Here is a 16739-nt window from a genome sequence, read left to right as displayed (position 1 = left end):
CTTTTTAAGATTCTGTTAACCGTAAGTCTTCTTCAATCGTATGTTTCCTAAAGTAGTACGTCAGCACAATAACGGTTGCTATGCCTAAGATGAGATAGACAATGGCAAAAAGGATAAAAAGTGTCCCGATCGAGCCTGATGATGTGACAACCTCTGAGGTTTTGAGCATTCGATAAATAACCCATGGCTGGCGGCCTGTACAAGCAAAGATCCAGCCAAATTCAATAGCCAAAAGACTAAGAGGCCCGCCGAATAAGTAAAGAAAAAGAAGCCACTTCGGAAATTTGTCCCGTTTTAAAATTTTACGGTAAAGTAGCGCTAATACCGCAAATAGAATGAGCACCGATCCAATAATGACCATGCCGTTAAATAATGTGTGTATAAATAAAGGCGGCCACTCGTCACGAGGAAAATCATTTAAGCCTTTGACCACTGTATCAAAGCTATTTCCAGCCAGAAAACTGAGCGCCCAAGGTATTTCGATCGCACCTTTAATTTCCTGCGAATCAGCATCCGTAAAACCACCTATTGCAAGAGGCGCATGTGATTGCGTTTCAAATAAACCTTCAGCTCCAGCAAGCTTTTCAGGCTGATATTCATACAGAAGCTGAGCGGATTCGTGGCCATTTAAGGCTGTTAGAAAAGAGAAAAGTCCTCCTACAATGAGTCCAAGAAAAAGGGCTTTTCGATGAAATGTATATAGCTTTTCATTTTTTCTCGTTTTGAGCATTTTAAAAGCTGCAACTGAAGCAATCACAAAAGCACCTGTTGTAAAAGCAGACAGCACAACATGTGTAGCAGTTACAGCAAAGCTTGGATTGAAAAAGGCCTTCCAAGGCTCGATATTTGTGATTTCTCCATTCACCATCTGAAAGCCAGCAGGTGTCCCTTCAAAAGCATGTACGTTTGTAATTAGAATCGCTGATGCAGCTGCACCAATGACGATAAAAATAACCGTAATGATGCGCATTGCATTTGATAGGCGATCCGCTGCGTACACATAAATAGACATAAATAATGCTTCTATAAAGAACGCATAGATTTCAATCTGGAATGGCAGTGACATGACCTTTCCGATGACCTCCATAAAACCTGGCCATAAAAGGGCAAGCTGCGTACCAGCAATAGTACCTGTTGGAATGGCGACCCCTAACAGAACAGCCTGTGCTTTTGTCCACCGCTTGGCCATGATGGCATAATGCGGGTCCTTCGTTTTTTGATAGATGAGTTCAGCTAACAAAATCATTAGCGGTATGCCAACGCCGAGCGAGGCATAAATAATATGAAAGCCCATGGTTGTGCCGAACAGGCTTCTAGCTAAAACGAGATCAGTCAATTTTTTCTCCGCCTTTCTTATCGCTTCTCTTTTTCATGATGCTTATTATTCTCCACCATTTTTAGATTATTCTTCCTGACTAAGAAAGCTTGTTTTTTGACAAGTTGTAAAAGAGGGAGTAGAATATAAATATAAAACGTAACAATTACGTTTTATTAATGAAAGGAGTTTTGACATTGAAAAGAGATATTCATCCAACCTCACATGAAGTTGTATTTATGGACGTAAACAGCGGTTACCGCTTCTTGAGTAGATCAACAAAGACATCAAACGAGACAGTAGAGTGGGAAGATGGGAAAACGTATCCTGTCATTAAAGTAGAAACAAGCTCTGATACGCATCCTTTTTATACAGGACGTCAAAAATTCGGAGAAAAAGGCGGAAGAGCTGAGCAGTTTAAGAAAAAATATCAAATGTAATCAAAAAAGCACGCCTGATAACGGTGTGCTTTTTTTACAGCAAAAAACCCCGGTTGATTAGCCGGGGTTCAAAGCATTAATCATTTAATGCAGTTTTTAAGGTCTTTAAGTTTTGTTTCATTAAGCTGACGTAGCTTTCGCCATTTTTGACATCATCCTCAGTAATGGATTCTAGATTTTTAAGGGTCAAGCTTTTTGCCCCAATTTCACTGCGGATTGTATCTGATACTTTGCTGCTGACGTTGTTTTCAAAAATAACGTATTGAATGTGATGCTTTTCTGCTTTTTGTACAATGTTTTCGAGCTGTTTTTGTGATGGCTCCTCAGAAGCGGATAACCCTAAAACACTGATTTGCTCAATGCCATAGCGCTTTTCCCAATAACCATAAGCTGCGTGAGAAACAAGAATTTCTTTATGTTTCGCTTTAGATAACGTTGTTTTAAATTCTTGATCTAACGATTGCAAATCTTTTTTTAGATGTTCATAGTTTTTTGTGTATTCGTCTTTATGATCTGGATCTAAAGAGACGAGTGTGTTTTTAATGTTTTTCGCCATTTGCTGTGCATAAACCGGGTCTAACCATGCATGAGGGTCTTTATCTCCGTGATCGTGCCCGTCATGATCATGGTCTTCACCTTCATGGTCATGATCTTCGCCTTCTTCATGTGCATGTTCTTCATTTGTCGATAACAATTTGATGCCTTCGGCTGCTTTGACTGTTTTCACACCTTGGTCTTTTAAAGTGGCAGCAGTTTTGTCTGCGAATGCTTCAGCCCCTGTGCCGCTGTAGATAAAGGCATCACCTTCAGCCATTTCAACCATTGTTTTTGAACTTGGTTCAAAGCTGTGTGCATCTGCATTTGCAGGATACACGCTTTGAGCATGAACGTGAGAGCCGCCAATTTTTTCAGTGAAATCTTGAATTGGGAAGATCGTGGTGTAAATGATTAGTTTCCCGTCTGCCTTTCCTTTTGAAGCATTAGTGCCCGCACTGCTTGAGCAAGCGGCAAGACCGATCGCGAATAAAGCAGCTGTTAAAATAAAAAAGATTTTTTTCATGTAGAAAATGTCTCCTCTCAATCTAATAGATAGAAATGATTACGATTTAATGTCCTGAGTTATTGTATCGTAATAATTACGATTTGAAAAGAGGAAAATAAAAAATTTTCGTCAGCAGATGTTTCCTCTAAAAAAATAAGCAGCAACACGTGACGAAATTTCTTACATTGTGCTATATTTATTTTTAAAAAAAGATAAAGGAATGGACAAACGTATGAAACTTTTAGATGAAATCATCGAATATAATCAACAATTTATTGAAGAAAAGAAATACGAAGAATTTACAACAACAAAGTTTCCACAGAAAAAAGCTGTCATTCTATCGTGTATGGATACAAGACTTGTTGAACTGCTTCCGCGTGCCATGAACATGAAAAATGGTGATATTAAGATTGTCAAAAGTGCTGGGGCGCTTGTTTCTCATCCATTTGGAAGTATTATGCGAAGTATTTTAGTTGCTGTTTACGAATTAAATGCTGACGAGGTATATGTCATTGGGCACCATGATTGCGGGATGAGTAAAATAGACAGCCAGACACTTTTAAATAAAGCCGTTGAGCGCGGTATTCCAGAAAAACGTATTGAAGTACTGGAATACTCAGGAATTGATTTTAAACAGTGGCTCAAAAGCTTTAGTTCAGTTGAAGAGAGCGTGAAGGACAGTGTGTCTGTAGTAAAAAATCACCCGCTTCTTCCATCAGATGTACCTGTACACGGGCTTGTCATTGACCCTGGAACAGGGAAGCTTGACTTAGTTGTCAACGGATATGAAGAAAAGTAAGTTACTTTTCCTTTTTAGGCGGGACAGGATCGATGCCGCCAGGGTGAAGCGGATGACATTTCAAAATCCGTTTTATGGTGAGCCAGCCGCCCTTGACCGCTCCATGCGTTTTGATTGCCTCTAGTCCATAGTTTGAGCATGTTGGATAAAACCGGCAGCTTGGCGGTGTCAGAGGGGAAATACATTTTTGATAAAAGCGTATCATGCCGATAAAAATTTGTTTCATAGAGGTTCCTCCTTGTCTGTCTTCCACAGTATAAGAAAAAAGAACAAGGAAGGAAAGTTTTATAAACTAAACTGGTCGGAGAAATATGTTATAATATAGGAAATTGCAATTATAGGAGTGGTGATTATGCCTTCAGTCGAAAGCTTTGAACTTGATCATAATGCTGTAAAAGCGCCATATGTTCGTCATTGCGGCGTTCATAAAGTGGGATCAGATGGGGAAGTAAATAAATTCGATATTCGTTTTTGTCAGCCCAACAAGCAGGCGATGAAACCTGATACGATTCATACATTAGAGCATTTGCTTGCGTTTAATATTAGAACACACTCAGAGAAATATGATCATTTTGATATCATCGATATTTCTCCAATGGGCTGCCAGACGGGCTACTATTTAGTTGTCAGTGGTGCACCAACTCCAAAAGAGATCGTAGAACTTCTTGATGCAACATTCAAGGATGCGGTTGAAGTAACAGAAATTCCTGCTGCAAATGAAGAGCAATGCGGCCAAGCGAAGCTTCATGATCTTGAAGGGGCAAAACGTTTAATGCGTTTCTGGCTTTCCCAGGATCAAGAAGAGCTTTTAAAAGTATTTGGTTAATAGAATGATGAACCGGACATTTAGATGTCCGGTTTTTTATTTGAATTTAAACAGAGATGTCAAAATAGGGGATATTTGTTAAAATGGACATGTCAGTAAAAGAAGGGGGAAACGCAGGATGCGAAAAATGTTGGGAATGATTCTGATGCTTACGTTATTGAGTGCATGTGGAAACTCTGCAGCAAATAGCGGCAAAGGGGAAGTACCTGAGCTATTAGAAGTAAAGCTCACAGGACCTGAGCAAGTGGATAAAAATGAAAGCGTTATAGTAAAAGCAGCTGTCACATACGGTGATACGCCTGTTGATGATGCAGATGATGTTCAATTTGAAGTGTGGAAAGATGGCGACAAGGATAACAGCAAGATGATTCAGCCAAAGAAAGAAAACAAAGGTGTATACGAATTGCACACAGCCTTCAAAAAAGATGGCCTTTATATCATACAAGTCCATGTGACAGCTAAACAGCAGCATAATATGCCGAAAACGAACATCCACGTAGGTGAGGTGAAAAAAGAGAGTTCAACTACTGCAGAAGAAGAAACCTCACATCATTAAAAGCGGATTTATTTTGGATTAGGACGTTGATTTGGTTCTGCATCCTGTGGTGAATCGACTTTATGCTTATATTCATAAGCTTTCGATGTCGTCCACAATGATAAAAAGACAACGATTGAGATAATGATAAAACTGATAATCCCAAGTAACAGCATCTAACTCCCTCCTTATTTCCATATTAACATATATTTCATGCAGTCAAAATAGAAGAAATTGACGGCAGGTTTCAGTATAATAAGAAAAGGGTATTCTCATACTAAACGCAATTACATAAGGAGGAATAAATATGTCTGAACAATTATTAAACGTCGTCAATAAACAAGTAGCTGATTGGACTGTGCTTTACGTGAAATTACATAACTATCATTGGTATGTAAAGGGGAAAGATTTCTTTACACTCCATGAGAAATTTGAGGAACTATATACAGAAACAGCTACATATATTGATGATTTGGCTGAGCGTATGCTTGCTTTAAATGGACAGCCTGTTGCGACAATGAAAGAGTGCTTAGAAATTTCCAGCATTCAAGAAGCAGAAGGCAAAGAATCAGCGGAGCAAATGGTGAAAAATCTATATGATGATTTCTCCAATATCGCTGAGGAATTAAAGCAAGGAATGGAGCTGGCTGCAGAGGTTGGCGATGAAACTACAGGTGATATGCTGCTTGCGATTCATCAATCCATTGAAAAACACAACTGGATGCTTAAAGCATATTTAGGATAATACACGTATGTGAAAAGAATGTCGGTCATCAATAGACCGACATTCTTTTTTTATTGGAATCGGGACAGACAGCCCATTGAAATCATAGGGCTTTCAGCCGAAGAGAAAAGAGAAGGGAGGGAAGAAGATGTCTTCTATTGCAGGAATGATGAGTCAGCAAGTAGCGAGCATTCAAAAGACACTCAATATTAGTTTGTTGAATTCACAGCTTGCTACGAATACAGCACAAGCTATGGTGATGCTGGATCAAGTGCAGCAGCAGCCTCAAGCTGTTCAGCCAAAGGATTCAGATGCTTCATTTATTGATGTCAGAGTCTAAAAAGAGAAGCCGCCTCATGGGCGGCTTTTTTGGTCTCATTCGTCTACTTGAATACATAACAGCGCCTTTATTTTTTGTCGTCCAAGCTATTGCGAGAATTCGGCATATACTATTGAGGTAAGGAGTTCCACTTTGAAAGGATGTTGATGCCAAGTGAGCAAGGATTTAGGCATCTTTTCGTTGGTTACAGTGAGTTTGTCGGCGATGGGCTTTCTGTTTGGTGGAGCAGGATATTTACTGATGATTTTAGTGACGTTGATGGCTATTGAATTAATTTGTTCAAGCCTAAGAGAATCTTTGACTGGGCAGCTCACAATGAAGCGGTTTTTAACGCGGCTTGTTCGAAAGGTCGTGACCGTCTCCTTAATATCTATGGCACATTTCTTCGATGTCATGCTGAAGACAAATGGGACGATTAAGGATTTAGCGATCATCTTTTATATTATTTATGAATCTTACCAAATCGTCTCGACAGCCAGAGCCCTTGGAGTTCCCATTCCACAGTTGTTTATTGATGTATTGGACATGTTGAAAAATAAATTGCGCAAAAAGCCGTAATTTCCTCATATCTGGTCATACTAAAGGAAAAAGGATGATTCGGATGGCGAGACACACATACTATGTATCCGTACAAGATGGATCGATATCGCAGCATAGAGATGCAGCGGCTTGGCAATTTCAAATAGAAGCAGATGATGATCAAATTTTGCAGCTGAGAGACTACTTCGATGAACAGTATATGACAGATTGGAAAGGCTTCTTTCGGGCGCATGTTCCGTTTCTTGAATATCATTATGATAGTCCAAATGATGAAATGGATAGAAAAAGAAAAGAGATTTACACAATGATTTATGAGCTCGGCAATGAAGAAACAAGGAGCTTTATTGAGACAAATGGTTTGATGAATTGAAAAAGCATGTAGAGAATCTCTACATGCTTTATTTTCGCGGTTGTAAAATGCCTCCGATCAAATCACTGATCCCGCCGCCTCTATTTTCTTGCTGTGAATTGGTGAATTCATGAGAGGAGCTCTGGCTCTGAGGTTTGTAGCGATTATCATCTAAGCCCACCCGTAAGCCAGATGTGCGCTCAGATGGCTGGATAATGACGATTTGATCTTGTTCCTGGAACTCAAATAAGTAGGATTCGCCAGATGTTTGTCCAATGAAAGTTTTCCAGTTCACATCGAGTTTGACCTTCGGTGCTTTGCCTGTCCAAGCAACAATTGCGTCAGGGTCTACACGGCAGGGGGCTTTTAAAATGAGCGGATTTCCATTCGTTTTAATAGCGACTTGCGCTCCGTGCCCTTGATAAGAGAGTTTTGATGTAAACAGTCCTTTCTGTGATAAAATACCAACGCCTACTGGTGTGACGCCGTAATGGCATTCCTCAGTAAAGGCAAGTAAATCTTCACTTTCTACACTTACATGCTGCCAAGGACCGCTTGGCTCAAGATTAATTACTGTTACATGCTCGCTTGCATCCGCCAAGTAGCAAGTACCTTGTCCACTCACTTCCATCATCTCAAGGTTTTCACCTGTGAATTTCCTGCTGATATGGTTAAATACTTGGCTGACCATATTTCCTTTATTCGTTCCAAGTAATCGCTTGCGGTATTGGAAACTTCCTTGATCAGCAATCATGGCGCCTTTTTTGGCAAAAAAGATTCCGCTGCCTTCTGCTTGTAAGGTAAGTTCTTCTATCGTGTTGAAATGAAATCCCATAGGTGCCGGCTCCTTTCCTGCGTCATGATGTAAATCCGTAGATGCGGCATAAATCATTTAAATCTAGAGTAGTCCCTTGCCCGGTCGCCGTGATTTTCCATTCCTCCTGATCTCTCGTGAGTTCAGCGCATATAATGGATGTACAATACGAATAATCCTCTGTTAACTGAAAGGTACAAATCTCTTGCTGCGAGATTTGATCCGTCAGTCGCACGTAGGCATTGGTGACTTGTCCAAAATGATGCTGGCGTTCGTGTGCATCATGTATCGTGGCTGTGACGACAATTTTATGAATATCAGGTGAGACTCTGCTTAATTGCATAATAATCATTTCATTGTCTCGATACCCTCCGCCAAATTGATGATCACCAAGATGACGAACAGCTCCATCTAAGCTTTGCTGCTGGTGATAATAGATCAGATGCTTAGGAGACAACAGCTTGTCCTCTTCATTTAAAAGAAAGACTTGCGTATCTAAATCAATTGGCTGACCAGCCAGGTCCCAGCCAAGCCCGATATGAATTTGGTCGACCGCTGGATTGTCTTTTGTTAAATCTAACTTTTGCCCTTTCATGAGGTGTTTCTTGATCACCTCATGGGGTGCGTTTTGTTTTGACCCATTTTTTATACTCATGCTGATTTCCTCCTCGTTGTCATAGGACAAACACTGATTCATTTACGTCATATAGGGATAAAAGGTTTCATGATTAAAATTGGGTGAAGTTGGAGATAATAAAAAGGTTTTAGCAACAATACCTCATTTTAGATACAGACGAGTTGGAACCACTCGTTTGTTTCACTTTTGATAAAAATTCTTCAGATAAATGTGATCTGTGGTATGATGTTTTACAAGAAGCAAGGACAGGATATGAGGGATTTCACATGCATGTATTTAAAGACTATTATCATAATACGGTCAAGCTCTCTTTTGAGGAGAAGCCTTTTTCAAGTCATCCTAAGCATGTTTGGGCCATCTGCCGCTACCAAGGGAAATGGCTGCTCACTGAACATGAGGATCGGGGCTATGAGTTTCCAGGAGGGAAAGTTGAGCCGGATGAAGAAGCAGACCAAGCCGCTATACGGGAGATTCAAGAAGAGACGGGTGCTGTTGTTCGTGAATTAACGTATATTGGTCAATATCAGGTGCTGGGCAGAGAAAAGGTCATTGTCAAGAATATTTATTTCGCTGATATTGAAAAGCTAGTGAAGCAAGACACGTATTTTGAAACGAAAGGACCCGTTCTTTTCGCAGACTTGCCAAGATCCATCGCCAAAAATAAGAATTTCAGTTTTATTATGAAAGATGATGTGTTAAGACAAAGTCTTGCTTATTTAGAAAAGAACGGTTTGATTCGTTAAAAAAAGCGCAGGGGTGACAATCCCTGTGCCTTTTTATTTTTGAAGAAAACGGCGTTCGAGCCATTCCACAAGCTGGTACATGATGGTCGCAAACACGGCAATAATGAAAAGACTTAAGAACACGAGTGTAAAGTTGAAGACTTGAAAGCCGTAAATGATCATGTAGCCGAGCCCTTTTGAGGAAACAAGAAATTCCCCTACAATAACCCCAACCCAAGAAAGGCCGACATTGACCTTGATGGCAGAAATCATCGTTGGAATACTAGCTGGCAAAATGACCTCGCGAAAGACGACGCTTTTTTTCGCACCAAAGGTTTTCATCACCTTTAAATAATTCTCATCGACCTCTTGAAAGGCTGTATATATGACGATCGTCGTAATGATCACACTAATGATTGCGCCCATGGCAACGATGCTGATCATGCCAGGCCCAAGGGCAACAATTAAAATCGGAGCGAGGGCAACTTTTGGCATGGCATTTAAAATGACTAAATAAGGATCAAGAACGTTTGCCAGGCGGGTAGACCACCATAAGGCGGCAGCGAGCAAAATACCGCAAAAGGTACCAAGTAGAAATCCGAGCACCGTTTCAAATAATGTAATACTCATATGATTCATTAAAGACCCATCGGATATTTTTTGTACAAATAATTGGCAGACTGCTGATGGTGAACTAAATATCAGTGGATCGATAAGACGAAAATGACTGGCAAGCTCCCAAAGCGAAAAGAAGCTGGCGAAAATAATGAACTGATAGATTCGGGTCATGCGTTTTTCCATTCGGTATTTTTTGCGATAGGCTTCATGTAAAAGGTCACTGTGTTTCAACTGTTTTCAGCTCCTTCCAAATCGTTTGAAAGAGCTCTTGGAAACTCTGGGTCTGTCTTGCATCGAAAGGAGAAAGAGTCCTCAGTTCATCTGGAACGGTAAAAATTCTCTTGATTGAGCCAGGATGCTTAGAGAATAAGAAAATGCGGTCACTCATCGCAATGGCTTCGCCAATGTCATGTGTCACAAGGACCGCTGTTTTTTGATAGTTTTTGAGTGTATGAAAGACGAGATCCTCTAAAGTGAGTTTGGTTTGATAGTCTAGAGCTGAAAAGGGTTCATCTAGTAAAAGCAGACCGGGATTCACTGCAAGCGTTCGGGCGAGAGCCGCACGCTGCCTCATACCGCCTGACAGCTCCTTCGGGTATTTTTCCTCTACATCATGAAGGCCAAGCTTAGGCAGTAAGCCAAGAGCGGCGGAGGTGGCTTCATGTGAATCTTGCTTGGTGATTTTTAACCCGAGAATGATATTTTCCTTGATGGTTTTCCAAGGAAACAAATAATCTTGCTGGAGCATGTATCCGATTTGATGCTCTTTTTGATTCGGTTCTTTTCCTTCGATTAAAATTCGGCCTTCAGAGGGCGGCGTTATTCCTGCAATGATAGACAGCAGGGTGGTTTTTCCGCAGCCGCTGGGACCAATAAATGAGATAAATTCTCCTTGGTCTATCTCCATATTGATATGCTGTATGGCCGTTGTTTTTTCTTTTAAAGAGAAGTACGTGTGGGTCACATGGTCAATTTGAAGGAAAGACATGTGCTACCTCCTATTCTATTTATGTTCTGTGACCTTCTTTGCAATGGATGAATTGACAAGTTGTTTGTACGGGATAAATTTCGGCAATTCATCGCTCTCCTTCATGATTTCCTGCAATTTGTTCCATTCCTCTTCATTCAGAAGGGGATCTGTTGCATAGGAGTCCTGCTGTTTGTAGCGTTTAATGGCAGTTGATAAAACATCAAGTTCTGTGTCAGGAAAATGAGATTGAATGGTTTTGGCAATCTCCTCCGGCTGCTTGGCTTCTACCCATTTCTGCGCTTTGTAAATGGCGCGAGTGAAGGCTTCAGCTGTTTCTTTGTTTTCCTCTAAGTAACTCTTCTTTGCCATGAAGGTGGTATACGGCACCTTTCCGGAAGCCTCTCCAAAGGAGGCGGTAATGTACCCTTTGCCTTCTTTTTCAATTAAGGATGCTGTCGGTTCGAATAACTGCACAAAATCGCCAGTTCCAGAGGAGAAAGCACCTGAAATGTTGGCAAAATCAATATTTTGAATCATGCGGAGATCCTTTTTTACATCAATGCCTTCCTTTTTCAGGACATATTCACCGACCATTTGCGGCATGCCGCCTTTCCGCTGTCCAAGAAAGTCTTTTCCTTTTAATTGATCCCAAGAGAATTCGCTCACTTTCTCCCTTGAAACAAGAAATGTACCGTCTGTTTGTGTCAGCTGTGCAAAGTTGATGACAGAGTCTTTTGTGTCTTGAGCCTCTACATAGATAGAGGATTCAGATCCGGTCAGGGCGATATCTGCACCGCCGGATAAGAGAGCTGTCATCGTTTTATCACCGCCCCAAGTCGTTTTTAATTCAACCTCTAGCCCTTCTTCTTTGAAGAAATCCTCAGATAAGGCAACATATAGCGGAGCATAAAAAACCGAATGGGTCACCTCGGCTACTTGTACGGTCTGCTCTTGTTCTTTTTTACAGGCGACAAATGGAATAAAGAGCAGGACAACGACGATGAATGCCAGTCTGACTTTGATGGAACGATTCAAGAGTAATTCGCCTCCTTTGTTCTAGATCACTAATTAAAGTATGTCAAAAGGGATTTTTGGTGAGTGCCTAGATGAAAATAAGAAGCGCATTGTTTATTTATAGAACGTGTCTTTTTTTCTATACTAGAAGCATGAATACTTTCTTGAATTTGGCAGAAACAAAGGGGCGGTTTCGTGTATAGAGTGAGTTGGGTATTTCTTGGATGGTATTTAGTAGGACTCATATTAATGGTCTCTTTTGAAGTGCCAGCATGGCTTCAGTTTGCAAATGGCATTTTCCTTGTGCTGTATGCCTGCTGTGTGATAGAAATTGGGCGAAATATTTATGGTTCATGGGGGTTTGTGATCAAAAGGGCAGCTATTGTCGGGGTGCTGACATTTACGGTTGAATGGATAGGGATCACAACCGGTTTTCCTTTCGGGGCCTATGACTATTATCCGACGTTAGGTTTTCTAGTGGCAGGGGTGCCTTTAACCATTGCTTTTGCATGGGTTGGTGTGTTTTTAAACAGCCTTTTTTTATCCAATCAGCAGTCAAAATGGAAACGAGCTGTCGAAACGGGGATATGGATTGTCTTGCTTGACCTCATATTAGACCCAGTAGCGGCTGAACGGAAATTTTGGGTGTGGTATGACGGCGGTGGTTTTTATGGTATTCCTTTTGAGAATTTTGTGAGCTGGGGTATGATTGGAGCAGGACTTTCCTTTCTCTTCCCGCTTGTTCAGATTGATCAAAAGGCTCTGAGCTGGACGAGCCGTATTTATCAGGCAATGGTGTTCTTTTTTGGTGTGCTGGCATTAAAGGGCGGGCTCGATGTCATTTTTTATTTAGCACTGATCATTGTTATTTTGTGTGAAGGAAGGGTTCAATTTGAAAGAAAGCGACAAAAGCCGATCGTTTAGACGTATATTTTCTCTTTATCTTGAGCGGTATTTACTTCATAAACATTTCCGCTCTGTGATGATGAAAGGCGCTGTGGACCCAAACGAGAAGCTGCCTGTTCTTTATCTCGCCAATCATAGCTCATGGTGGGATGGACTGATCATCTTTCTTTTAACAGAAAAAGCGTCCGAACTCGATCATTATATGATGATGGAGGAGAAACAGCTGAAGCAATATGCCTTTTTCCGAAAGCTTGGTGCCTTTCCGGTTCAGAAAAAGAATCTGAAAAGTGTGAAGCAAGCATTAATGACGGCAAAAGAGAACATGCAGGCTGGCGGGGCTATATGGCTTTTCCCGCAGGGGAAAATCATGCATCAGGATATGCGGCCGCTTGAATTGGAGGGCGGGGCATCATTTTTAGTGAGACAATTTGAGCAAGTTGTCGTGAAGCCTGTGACCTTGCATTATACATTTAATCAATTTCAAAAACCGACAGTATCTGCTGTGTTTGGTGAAGATACCTTAGTATCTGGCGGAGAGCTTCGAAGCAAGGACGTGACGCATCTGCTTAGAGATCTGCTTGAAACGCAGCTAAATGCACATCAAGCACAGGTCATCGCAGATCCTGATTTTTCAACTAATCAAGAATTTAGACAGATGACGAGGACAAGTCAATCAACAAGTGATGCGTTTGATTCCTTTAAAAAGTGGGTGAAAACATGGCGGTCTTCTTAACCGTAATCAGTGTACTCTTGCTCTGTCAGTTTATTTTCACCATATGGAATATGAAGCAGCTTCCTGTTTTAAAGCCAGCACCCTTTTCGCCGGGTGAACCTATTTCATTATCAATTCTGATTCCAGCGAGAAATGAGGAAAAACGAATAGAAGCCTGTCTTCAGTCGATCGTTGATCAACGCTTTTATCCGAAAGAGCTCATCATCCTTGATGACCATTCGACAGATCAGACAAGAGCGATGGTGGAGCGGTTCGCAGAAAAATACCAGTGGATCCGTGTCCAGTCAGGTCAGCCATTAAAGCGGGGCTGGCTTGGTAAATCATATGCCTGCTCTCAGCTCGCTGAGGCAGCAGCTTCTGACTGGCTGCTATTTTTAGATGCGGATGTCCGGTTAAAAAGAGGGGCAGTTGAATCAGTATACAAGCAGTTATGTATGCAAAAAACGGGCATGCTGTCAGGTTTTCCAGAACAAAAAACAGGTACATTTTTTGAGCATCTTGTCGTTCCTATGATGATGTTTACCATTGGCTGTCATCTGCCAGTGAAATGGGTAAGAAAATCTAAGAACCCCGCTTTTGCCGCAGCACATGGTGGTTTTATTGCCATTGAAAAGAATTGTTATCACGACATCGGCGGGCATGAAGCGATCAAGGATTCACTCGTTGATGATATGGCCTTGGCTAGAAGGGTGAAGGAAAAAGGCTTTCCGTTCACACTTGCAAGCATTCATCCATTTGTGTATATGAGAATGTATGAAAGTGGACAAGAGGTTTGGGAAGGTTACCGCAAAAATTTGTTCCCGGGCGTGAATCGAAGCATTGCTTTGTTAAGCAGTGTCTTTTGTTTATACACCCTCCTTTATTTGGTTCCTGTCATTTGTTTCATGATCGCATTGTTTCAGCTGGATGTTTTGAGCATATGCTTAGCCATTCTTTGCTATGGGCTGGGTGTATCGATTAAAGCAGCAATTGATACTGAAAATGGGCGGACATCTGCGATGGCTTTTTTATTGCCGGTCAGTATTTTAAGCCTGATCGCCATTGGCTTTGCTTCTATGAAAATCGGTCTCAAAAAAGAAGGGTATGAATGGAAAGGGAGAAGGTACGAATGAAAAAAGTGATCATCATCGGCGGCGGACTTGGCGGATTATCAGCCGCGATCCGTCTACAGTCACGCGGGGTTCAGGTCACCATTTTAGAAAAAGAAGCGGCTTTAGGGGGGAAATTGCAACGCCATCACGAGGCAGGCTACTCTTTTGATTTAGGACCGAGCACCATTACAATGAAGGCCTATTTTGAAGAAGTGTTTACATCCTGTCATAGACGGATGGAGGATTATGTGACCTTTTATCCGATTTCTCCGCTGACCAAAAATATTTTTCCAGATGGACATACGGTCGAGTTTACGCCGAATATTGAGCAAATGGAATCACAAATTGCTGCATTCAGTCCTGAAGATGCGAAGCAATACCGCGCATTTTTACAGGAATCAAAGACGCTTTTTCAAAAGGCAGAGGAGCAGTTTTTAAATCGTTTGTTATTGAGCTGGAAGGATAAGGCGGATGTAAAGCTGATGAAAGCACTTCTTGCTGTCAAACCATTCACATCGGTTCAGCGCCTGCTGCGTCAATATTTCCGTCATCCCCATACATTGGCGATGTTTGGACGGTATGCCACTTATATTGGCTCTTCTCCCTACGAGGCGCCGGCTATTTTTAATATGATGGCATATTTAGAAGGAGAGAAAGGGATTTATGGAATACAGGGCGGTACATATCGTTTAGTTGAGGCATTTGAGACGCTGGCAAAAGAATTAGGCGTTCAGATTTATCTCAATGAACAAGTGAACAAGATTCATGTGAAGGATCGGCGGATCAAAGGAGTGGAGACGGATCAGCAGATGTATGAGGCAGATCAAGTCATTGCAGGAGCAGATGCGCTGACTGTATACCGTCATCTCATAGATGAAAAAGACCGTCCTCGTTTTTTAAATCAAAAATTGTCTGGCATTGAACCGTCGTTGTCGGGCTTTGTTCTCTTATTAGGAGTACCTAAAGTCTATGAACAGCTGGCTCATCACAATGTGTTTTTCCCTGAGGATTATGAGCAAGAATTCAAGGATATTTTTCAGAAAAAACAACTGCCTCAAGATCCGACGCTTTACATATGCTATTCAGGTCATTCAGAACCAGCTTTAAGCGGAGGACCGGGAAGAAGCAATCTGTTTGTACTGGCCAATGCACCTTATGTGACAAATGAGCAAGATTGGGACATGCTAAAGGAGACATATCGTCAGCATGTAAAAAACAAATTAATGGAAAAAGGTCTTTTTGATTTGGATGAGCTTATTGAATATGAAGCGGTTCAAACCCCGCTCGATCTGCAGCAGAAAACGGGGGCATATCGCGGAGCCATTTATGGCATGTCTTCAAACTCGTTCAAACAGGCGTTCTTTCGCATCAATAATCAGTCAAAAGATATTGAAGGACTTTGGTTTGTTGGAGGAACAAGTCATCCAGGCGGCGGCACGCCGATGGTGACAAAATCAGGCCAGCTTGTCGCAGAAGCGATGCTGAAGCAATGGACGTATTCAAAGATGAAAAGGAGAGAAATCGAGTGATTGTGGAAAAAAGAAGGTTTCCGTCGCCCCATCCGCATATTCACTTATATACAGTGACCTATGAGGCAGATGGACTTCGGATGAAAGGGCTGCTCGCTGAACCGGCCGGAGAAGGTCTCTACGACGGCTTTTTGTATTTACGAGGCGGCATTAAAAATGTGGGGATGGTCAGACCAGGCCGGATTGTGCAATTTGCCGCGCAGGGCTTTGTCGTCTTTGCTCCCTTTTACCGAGGAAACCAAGGAGGCGAAGGGAACGAAGATTTTGCCGGAGAAGATCGAAAAGATGCGTTCGCTGCCTTTCAGCTGTTAAAACAGCACAAAAAAGTGAAGAAGGACCGCATTCATATCTTTGGTTTTTCGCGAGGCGGTATTATGGGCATTTGGACCGCTGTTGAAATGAAACAGGATGCGGCTTCCTTTGTCACATGGGGAGGCGTCAGTGACATGAAACTGACTTATGAAGAGCGTGTGGATATGAGACGGATGATGAAGCGTGTGATTGGCGGACCGCCGCATAAGGTGCCAGAGGCATATGAGAACAGAACCCCTTTAAATGATGTGGACAAAATTGAAGCACCTGTCCTTATCATCCACGGAGAAGAAGATCAAAATGTATCGATTGAGCATGCGTATTTGTTAGAAGATGCGCTGCGCCAGCACGGAAAGTCCGTGGAGACATGGTATTTCCACGGATACAACCACTATTTCCCGCCGCAGCATAATCGAGAAATTGTGAGAAGGCTGACCACATGGATGCACAGCCGAAAAAGCGGAAATGTGGTAAAATAAGCAG

General features: G+C 41.8%; 23 protein-coding genes. 14 read left to right on the top strand and 9 right to left on the bottom strand.

The genetic code is table 11. The features are described from left to right. Positions 1-4: 4 nt before the first annotated feature. Positions 5-1336 (bottom strand): cytochrome ubiquinol oxidase subunit I, encoded by a 1332-nt coding sequence (locus NSS76_RS14325; RefSeq protein ID WP_133744338.1) that lies wholly within the window; start codon positions 1334-1336, stop codon positions 5-7. Between the two features lie 176 nt (positions 1337-1512). Here NSS76_RS14325 and NSS76_RS14320 point away from each other — a divergent pair, with 176 nt between their 5' ends. Further along, positions 1513-1755 (top strand): type B 50S ribosomal protein L31, encoded by a 243-nt coding sequence (locus tag NSS76_RS14320; protein WP_024424931.1) that lies wholly within the window; start codon positions 1513-1515, stop codon positions 1753-1755. Positions 1756-1831: 76 nt separating this feature from the next. Here NSS76_RS14320 and NSS76_RS14315 read toward each other — a convergent pair whose 3' ends face one another. Continuing rightward, on the bottom strand, positions 1832-2815 hold the full coding sequence (locus tag NSS76_RS14315) for a metal ABC transporter solute-binding protein, Zn/Mn family (RefSeq protein WP_103132322.1): 984 nt from the start codon (positions 2813-2815) through the stop codon (positions 1832-1834). Between the two features lie 214 nt (positions 2816-3029). On the opposite strand from NSS76_RS14315, the gene NSS76_RS14310 reads away from it, so the two are divergent. Next, positions 3030-3596 (top strand): beta-class carbonic anhydrase, encoded by a 567-nt coding sequence (locus NSS76_RS14310; RefSeq protein ID WP_024424929.1) that lies wholly within the window; start codon positions 3030-3032, stop codon positions 3594-3596. Between the two features lies 1 nt (position 3597). Here the strand turns inward: NSS76_RS14310 and yidD are convergent, their stop codons facing one another. Beyond that, complete coding sequence (gene yidD / locus NSS76_RS14305) at positions 3598-3822, bottom strand: membrane protein insertion efficiency factor YidD (protein ID WP_024424928.1); 225 nt, start codon at positions 3820-3822, stop codon at positions 3598-3600. A 126-nt stretch (positions 3823-3948) separates the two neighbouring features. Between yidD and NSS76_RS14300 the strand changes: the two genes are divergently transcribed. Together NSS76_RS14300 and NSS76_RS14295 are read left to right on the top strand one after the other, a co-directional pair. Beyond that, positions 3949-4422, top strand: coding sequence for an S-ribosylhomocysteine lyase (locus NSS76_RS14300; RefSeq protein ID WP_003217624.1), 474 nt, complete (start codon positions 3949-3951; stop codon positions 4420-4422). Between the two features lie 118 nt (positions 4423-4540). Further along, positions 4541-4978 (top strand): FixH family protein, encoded by a 438-nt coding sequence (locus NSS76_RS14295; RefSeq protein ID WP_332285503.1) that lies wholly within the window; start codon positions 4541-4543, stop codon positions 4976-4978. Between the two features lie 8 nt (positions 4979-4986). On the opposite strand, the gene ytzI is transcribed toward NSS76_RS14295, so the two are convergent. After that, the gene (gene ytzI, locus NSS76_RS14290) at positions 4987-5133 is read right to left on the bottom strand and encodes a YtzI protein (RefSeq protein ID WP_003217544.1); all 147 of its coding nucleotides are present in this window, start codon (positions 5131-5133) and stop codon (positions 4987-4989) included. Between the two features lie 131 nt (positions 5134-5264). On the opposite strand from ytzI, the gene NSS76_RS14285 reads away from it, so the two are divergent. The 4 genes from NSS76_RS14285 (at position 5265) to NSS76_RS14270 (ending at position 6931) form a co-directional block, all read left to right on the top strand. After that, a complete protein-coding gene (locus NSS76_RS14285) occupies positions 5265-5702 on the top strand; it encodes a Dps family protein (RefSeq protein WP_024424926.1) in 438 nt (145 codons plus the stop codon). Positions 5703-5829: 127 nt separating this feature from the next. After that, the gene (locus NSS76_RS14280) at positions 5830-6021 is read left to right on the top strand and encodes a hypothetical protein (RefSeq protein ID WP_024424925.1); all 192 of its coding nucleotides are present in this window, start codon (positions 5830-5832) and stop codon (positions 6019-6021) included. A 153-nt stretch (positions 6022-6174) separates the two neighbouring features. After that, on the top strand, positions 6175-6579 hold the full coding sequence (locus NSS76_RS14275) for a phage holin family protein (RefSeq protein WP_024424924.1): 405 nt from the start codon (positions 6175-6177) through the stop codon (positions 6577-6579). A 43-nt stretch (positions 6580-6622) separates the two neighbouring features. Beyond that, a complete protein-coding gene (locus tag NSS76_RS14270; protein WP_024425787.1) occupies positions 6623-6931 on the top strand; it encodes a hypothetical protein in 309 nt (102 codons plus the stop codon). 28 nt (positions 6932-6959) lie between these two features. On the opposite strand, the gene NSS76_RS14265 is transcribed toward NSS76_RS14270, so the two are convergent. Further along, positions 6960-7745 carry an AIM24 family protein gene (locus tag NSS76_RS14265; RefSeq protein WP_024424922.1) on the bottom strand — a complete coding sequence of 262 codons (786 nt, stop codon included), beginning with the start codon at positions 7743-7745 and terminating at the stop codon, positions 6960-6962. 22 nt (positions 7746-7767) lie between these two features. Then, positions 7768-8379, bottom strand: a complete 612-nt coding sequence (locus tag NSS76_RS14260) for a TerD family protein (protein ID WP_232624226.1) — start codon at positions 8377-8379, stop codon at positions 7768-7770. 248 nt (positions 8380-8627) lie between these two features. Here NSS76_RS14260 and ytkD point away from each other — a divergent pair, with 248 nt between their 5' ends. Continuing rightward, positions 8628-9104, top strand: a complete 477-nt coding sequence (ytkD, locus tag NSS76_RS14255; RefSeq protein WP_025093666.1) for an RNA deprotection pyrophosphohydrolase — start codon at positions 8628-8630, stop codon at positions 9102-9104. 33 nt (positions 9105-9137) lie between these two features. On the opposite strand, the gene NSS76_RS14250 is transcribed toward ytkD, so the two are convergent. The 3 genes from NSS76_RS14250 to NSS76_RS14240 are packed head-to-tail and all read right to left on the bottom strand — an operon-like array spanning position 9138 to position 11706. After that, positions 9138-9884 (bottom strand): ABC transporter permease, encoded by a 747-nt coding sequence (locus tag NSS76_RS14250; protein ID WP_370880888.1) that lies wholly within the window; start codon positions 9882-9884, stop codon positions 9138-9140. A 34-nt stretch (positions 9885-9918) separates the two neighbouring features. Further along, entirely contained in the window at positions 9919-10689 is a 771-nt protein-coding gene (locus NSS76_RS14245; RefSeq protein ID WP_024426225.1) for an ABC transporter ATP-binding protein, read from the bottom strand. 15 nt (positions 10690-10704) lie between these two features. After that, positions 10705-11706, bottom strand: a complete 1002-nt coding sequence (locus tag NSS76_RS14240; protein WP_024426224.1) for an ABC transporter substrate-binding protein — start codon at positions 11704-11706, stop codon at positions 10705-10707. A gap of 174 nt (positions 11707-11880) precedes the next feature. On the opposite strand from NSS76_RS14240, the gene NSS76_RS14235 reads away from it, so the two are divergent. The 5 genes from NSS76_RS14235 to NSS76_RS14215 are packed head-to-tail and all read left to right on the top strand — an operon-like array spanning position 11881 to position 16735. Continuing rightward, a complete protein-coding gene (locus tag NSS76_RS14235; RefSeq protein WP_212051420.1) occupies positions 11881-12609 on the top strand; it encodes a carotenoid biosynthesis protein in 729 nt (242 codons plus the stop codon). Next, positions 12578-13324 carry a lysophospholipid acyltransferase family protein gene (locus tag NSS76_RS14230; protein ID WP_332285496.1) on the top strand — a complete coding sequence of 249 codons (747 nt, stop codon included), beginning with the start codon at positions 12578-12580 and terminating at the stop codon, positions 13322-13324. Before NSS76_RS14235 ends, NSS76_RS14230 begins: the two co-directional genes overlap by 32 nt. Beyond that, positions 13309-14436 carry a glycosyltransferase gene (locus NSS76_RS14225; RefSeq protein ID WP_332285495.1) on the top strand — a complete coding sequence of 376 codons (1128 nt, stop codon included), beginning with the start codon at positions 13309-13311 and terminating at the stop codon, positions 14434-14436. The genes NSS76_RS14230 and NSS76_RS14225 overlap by 16 nt, the downstream gene beginning before the upstream one ends. Continuing rightward, positions 14433-15944 carry a phytoene desaturase family protein gene (locus NSS76_RS14220; protein WP_185853786.1) on the top strand — a complete coding sequence of 504 codons (1512 nt, stop codon included), beginning with the start codon at positions 14433-14435 and terminating at the stop codon, positions 15942-15944. Before NSS76_RS14225 ends, NSS76_RS14220 begins: the two co-directional genes overlap by 4 nt. After that, positions 15941-16735, top strand: coding sequence for an alpha/beta hydrolase family protein (locus tag NSS76_RS14215; protein ID WP_332285493.1), 795 nt, complete (start codon positions 15941-15943; stop codon positions 16733-16735). The genes NSS76_RS14220 and NSS76_RS14215 overlap by 4 nt, the downstream gene beginning before the upstream one ends. The last annotated feature ends 4 nt before the right edge of the window (positions 16736-16739 follow it).

This window comes from Bacillus sp. FSL R5-0654 (assembly GCF_038008745.1).
Classification (GTDB): Bacteria; Bacillota; Bacilli; order Bacillales; family Bacillaceae; genus Bacillus; species Bacillus safensis.
Note: the sequence above shows the minus strand (reverse complement) of the source record. Positions and strands in the feature narration are given on the sequence as shown.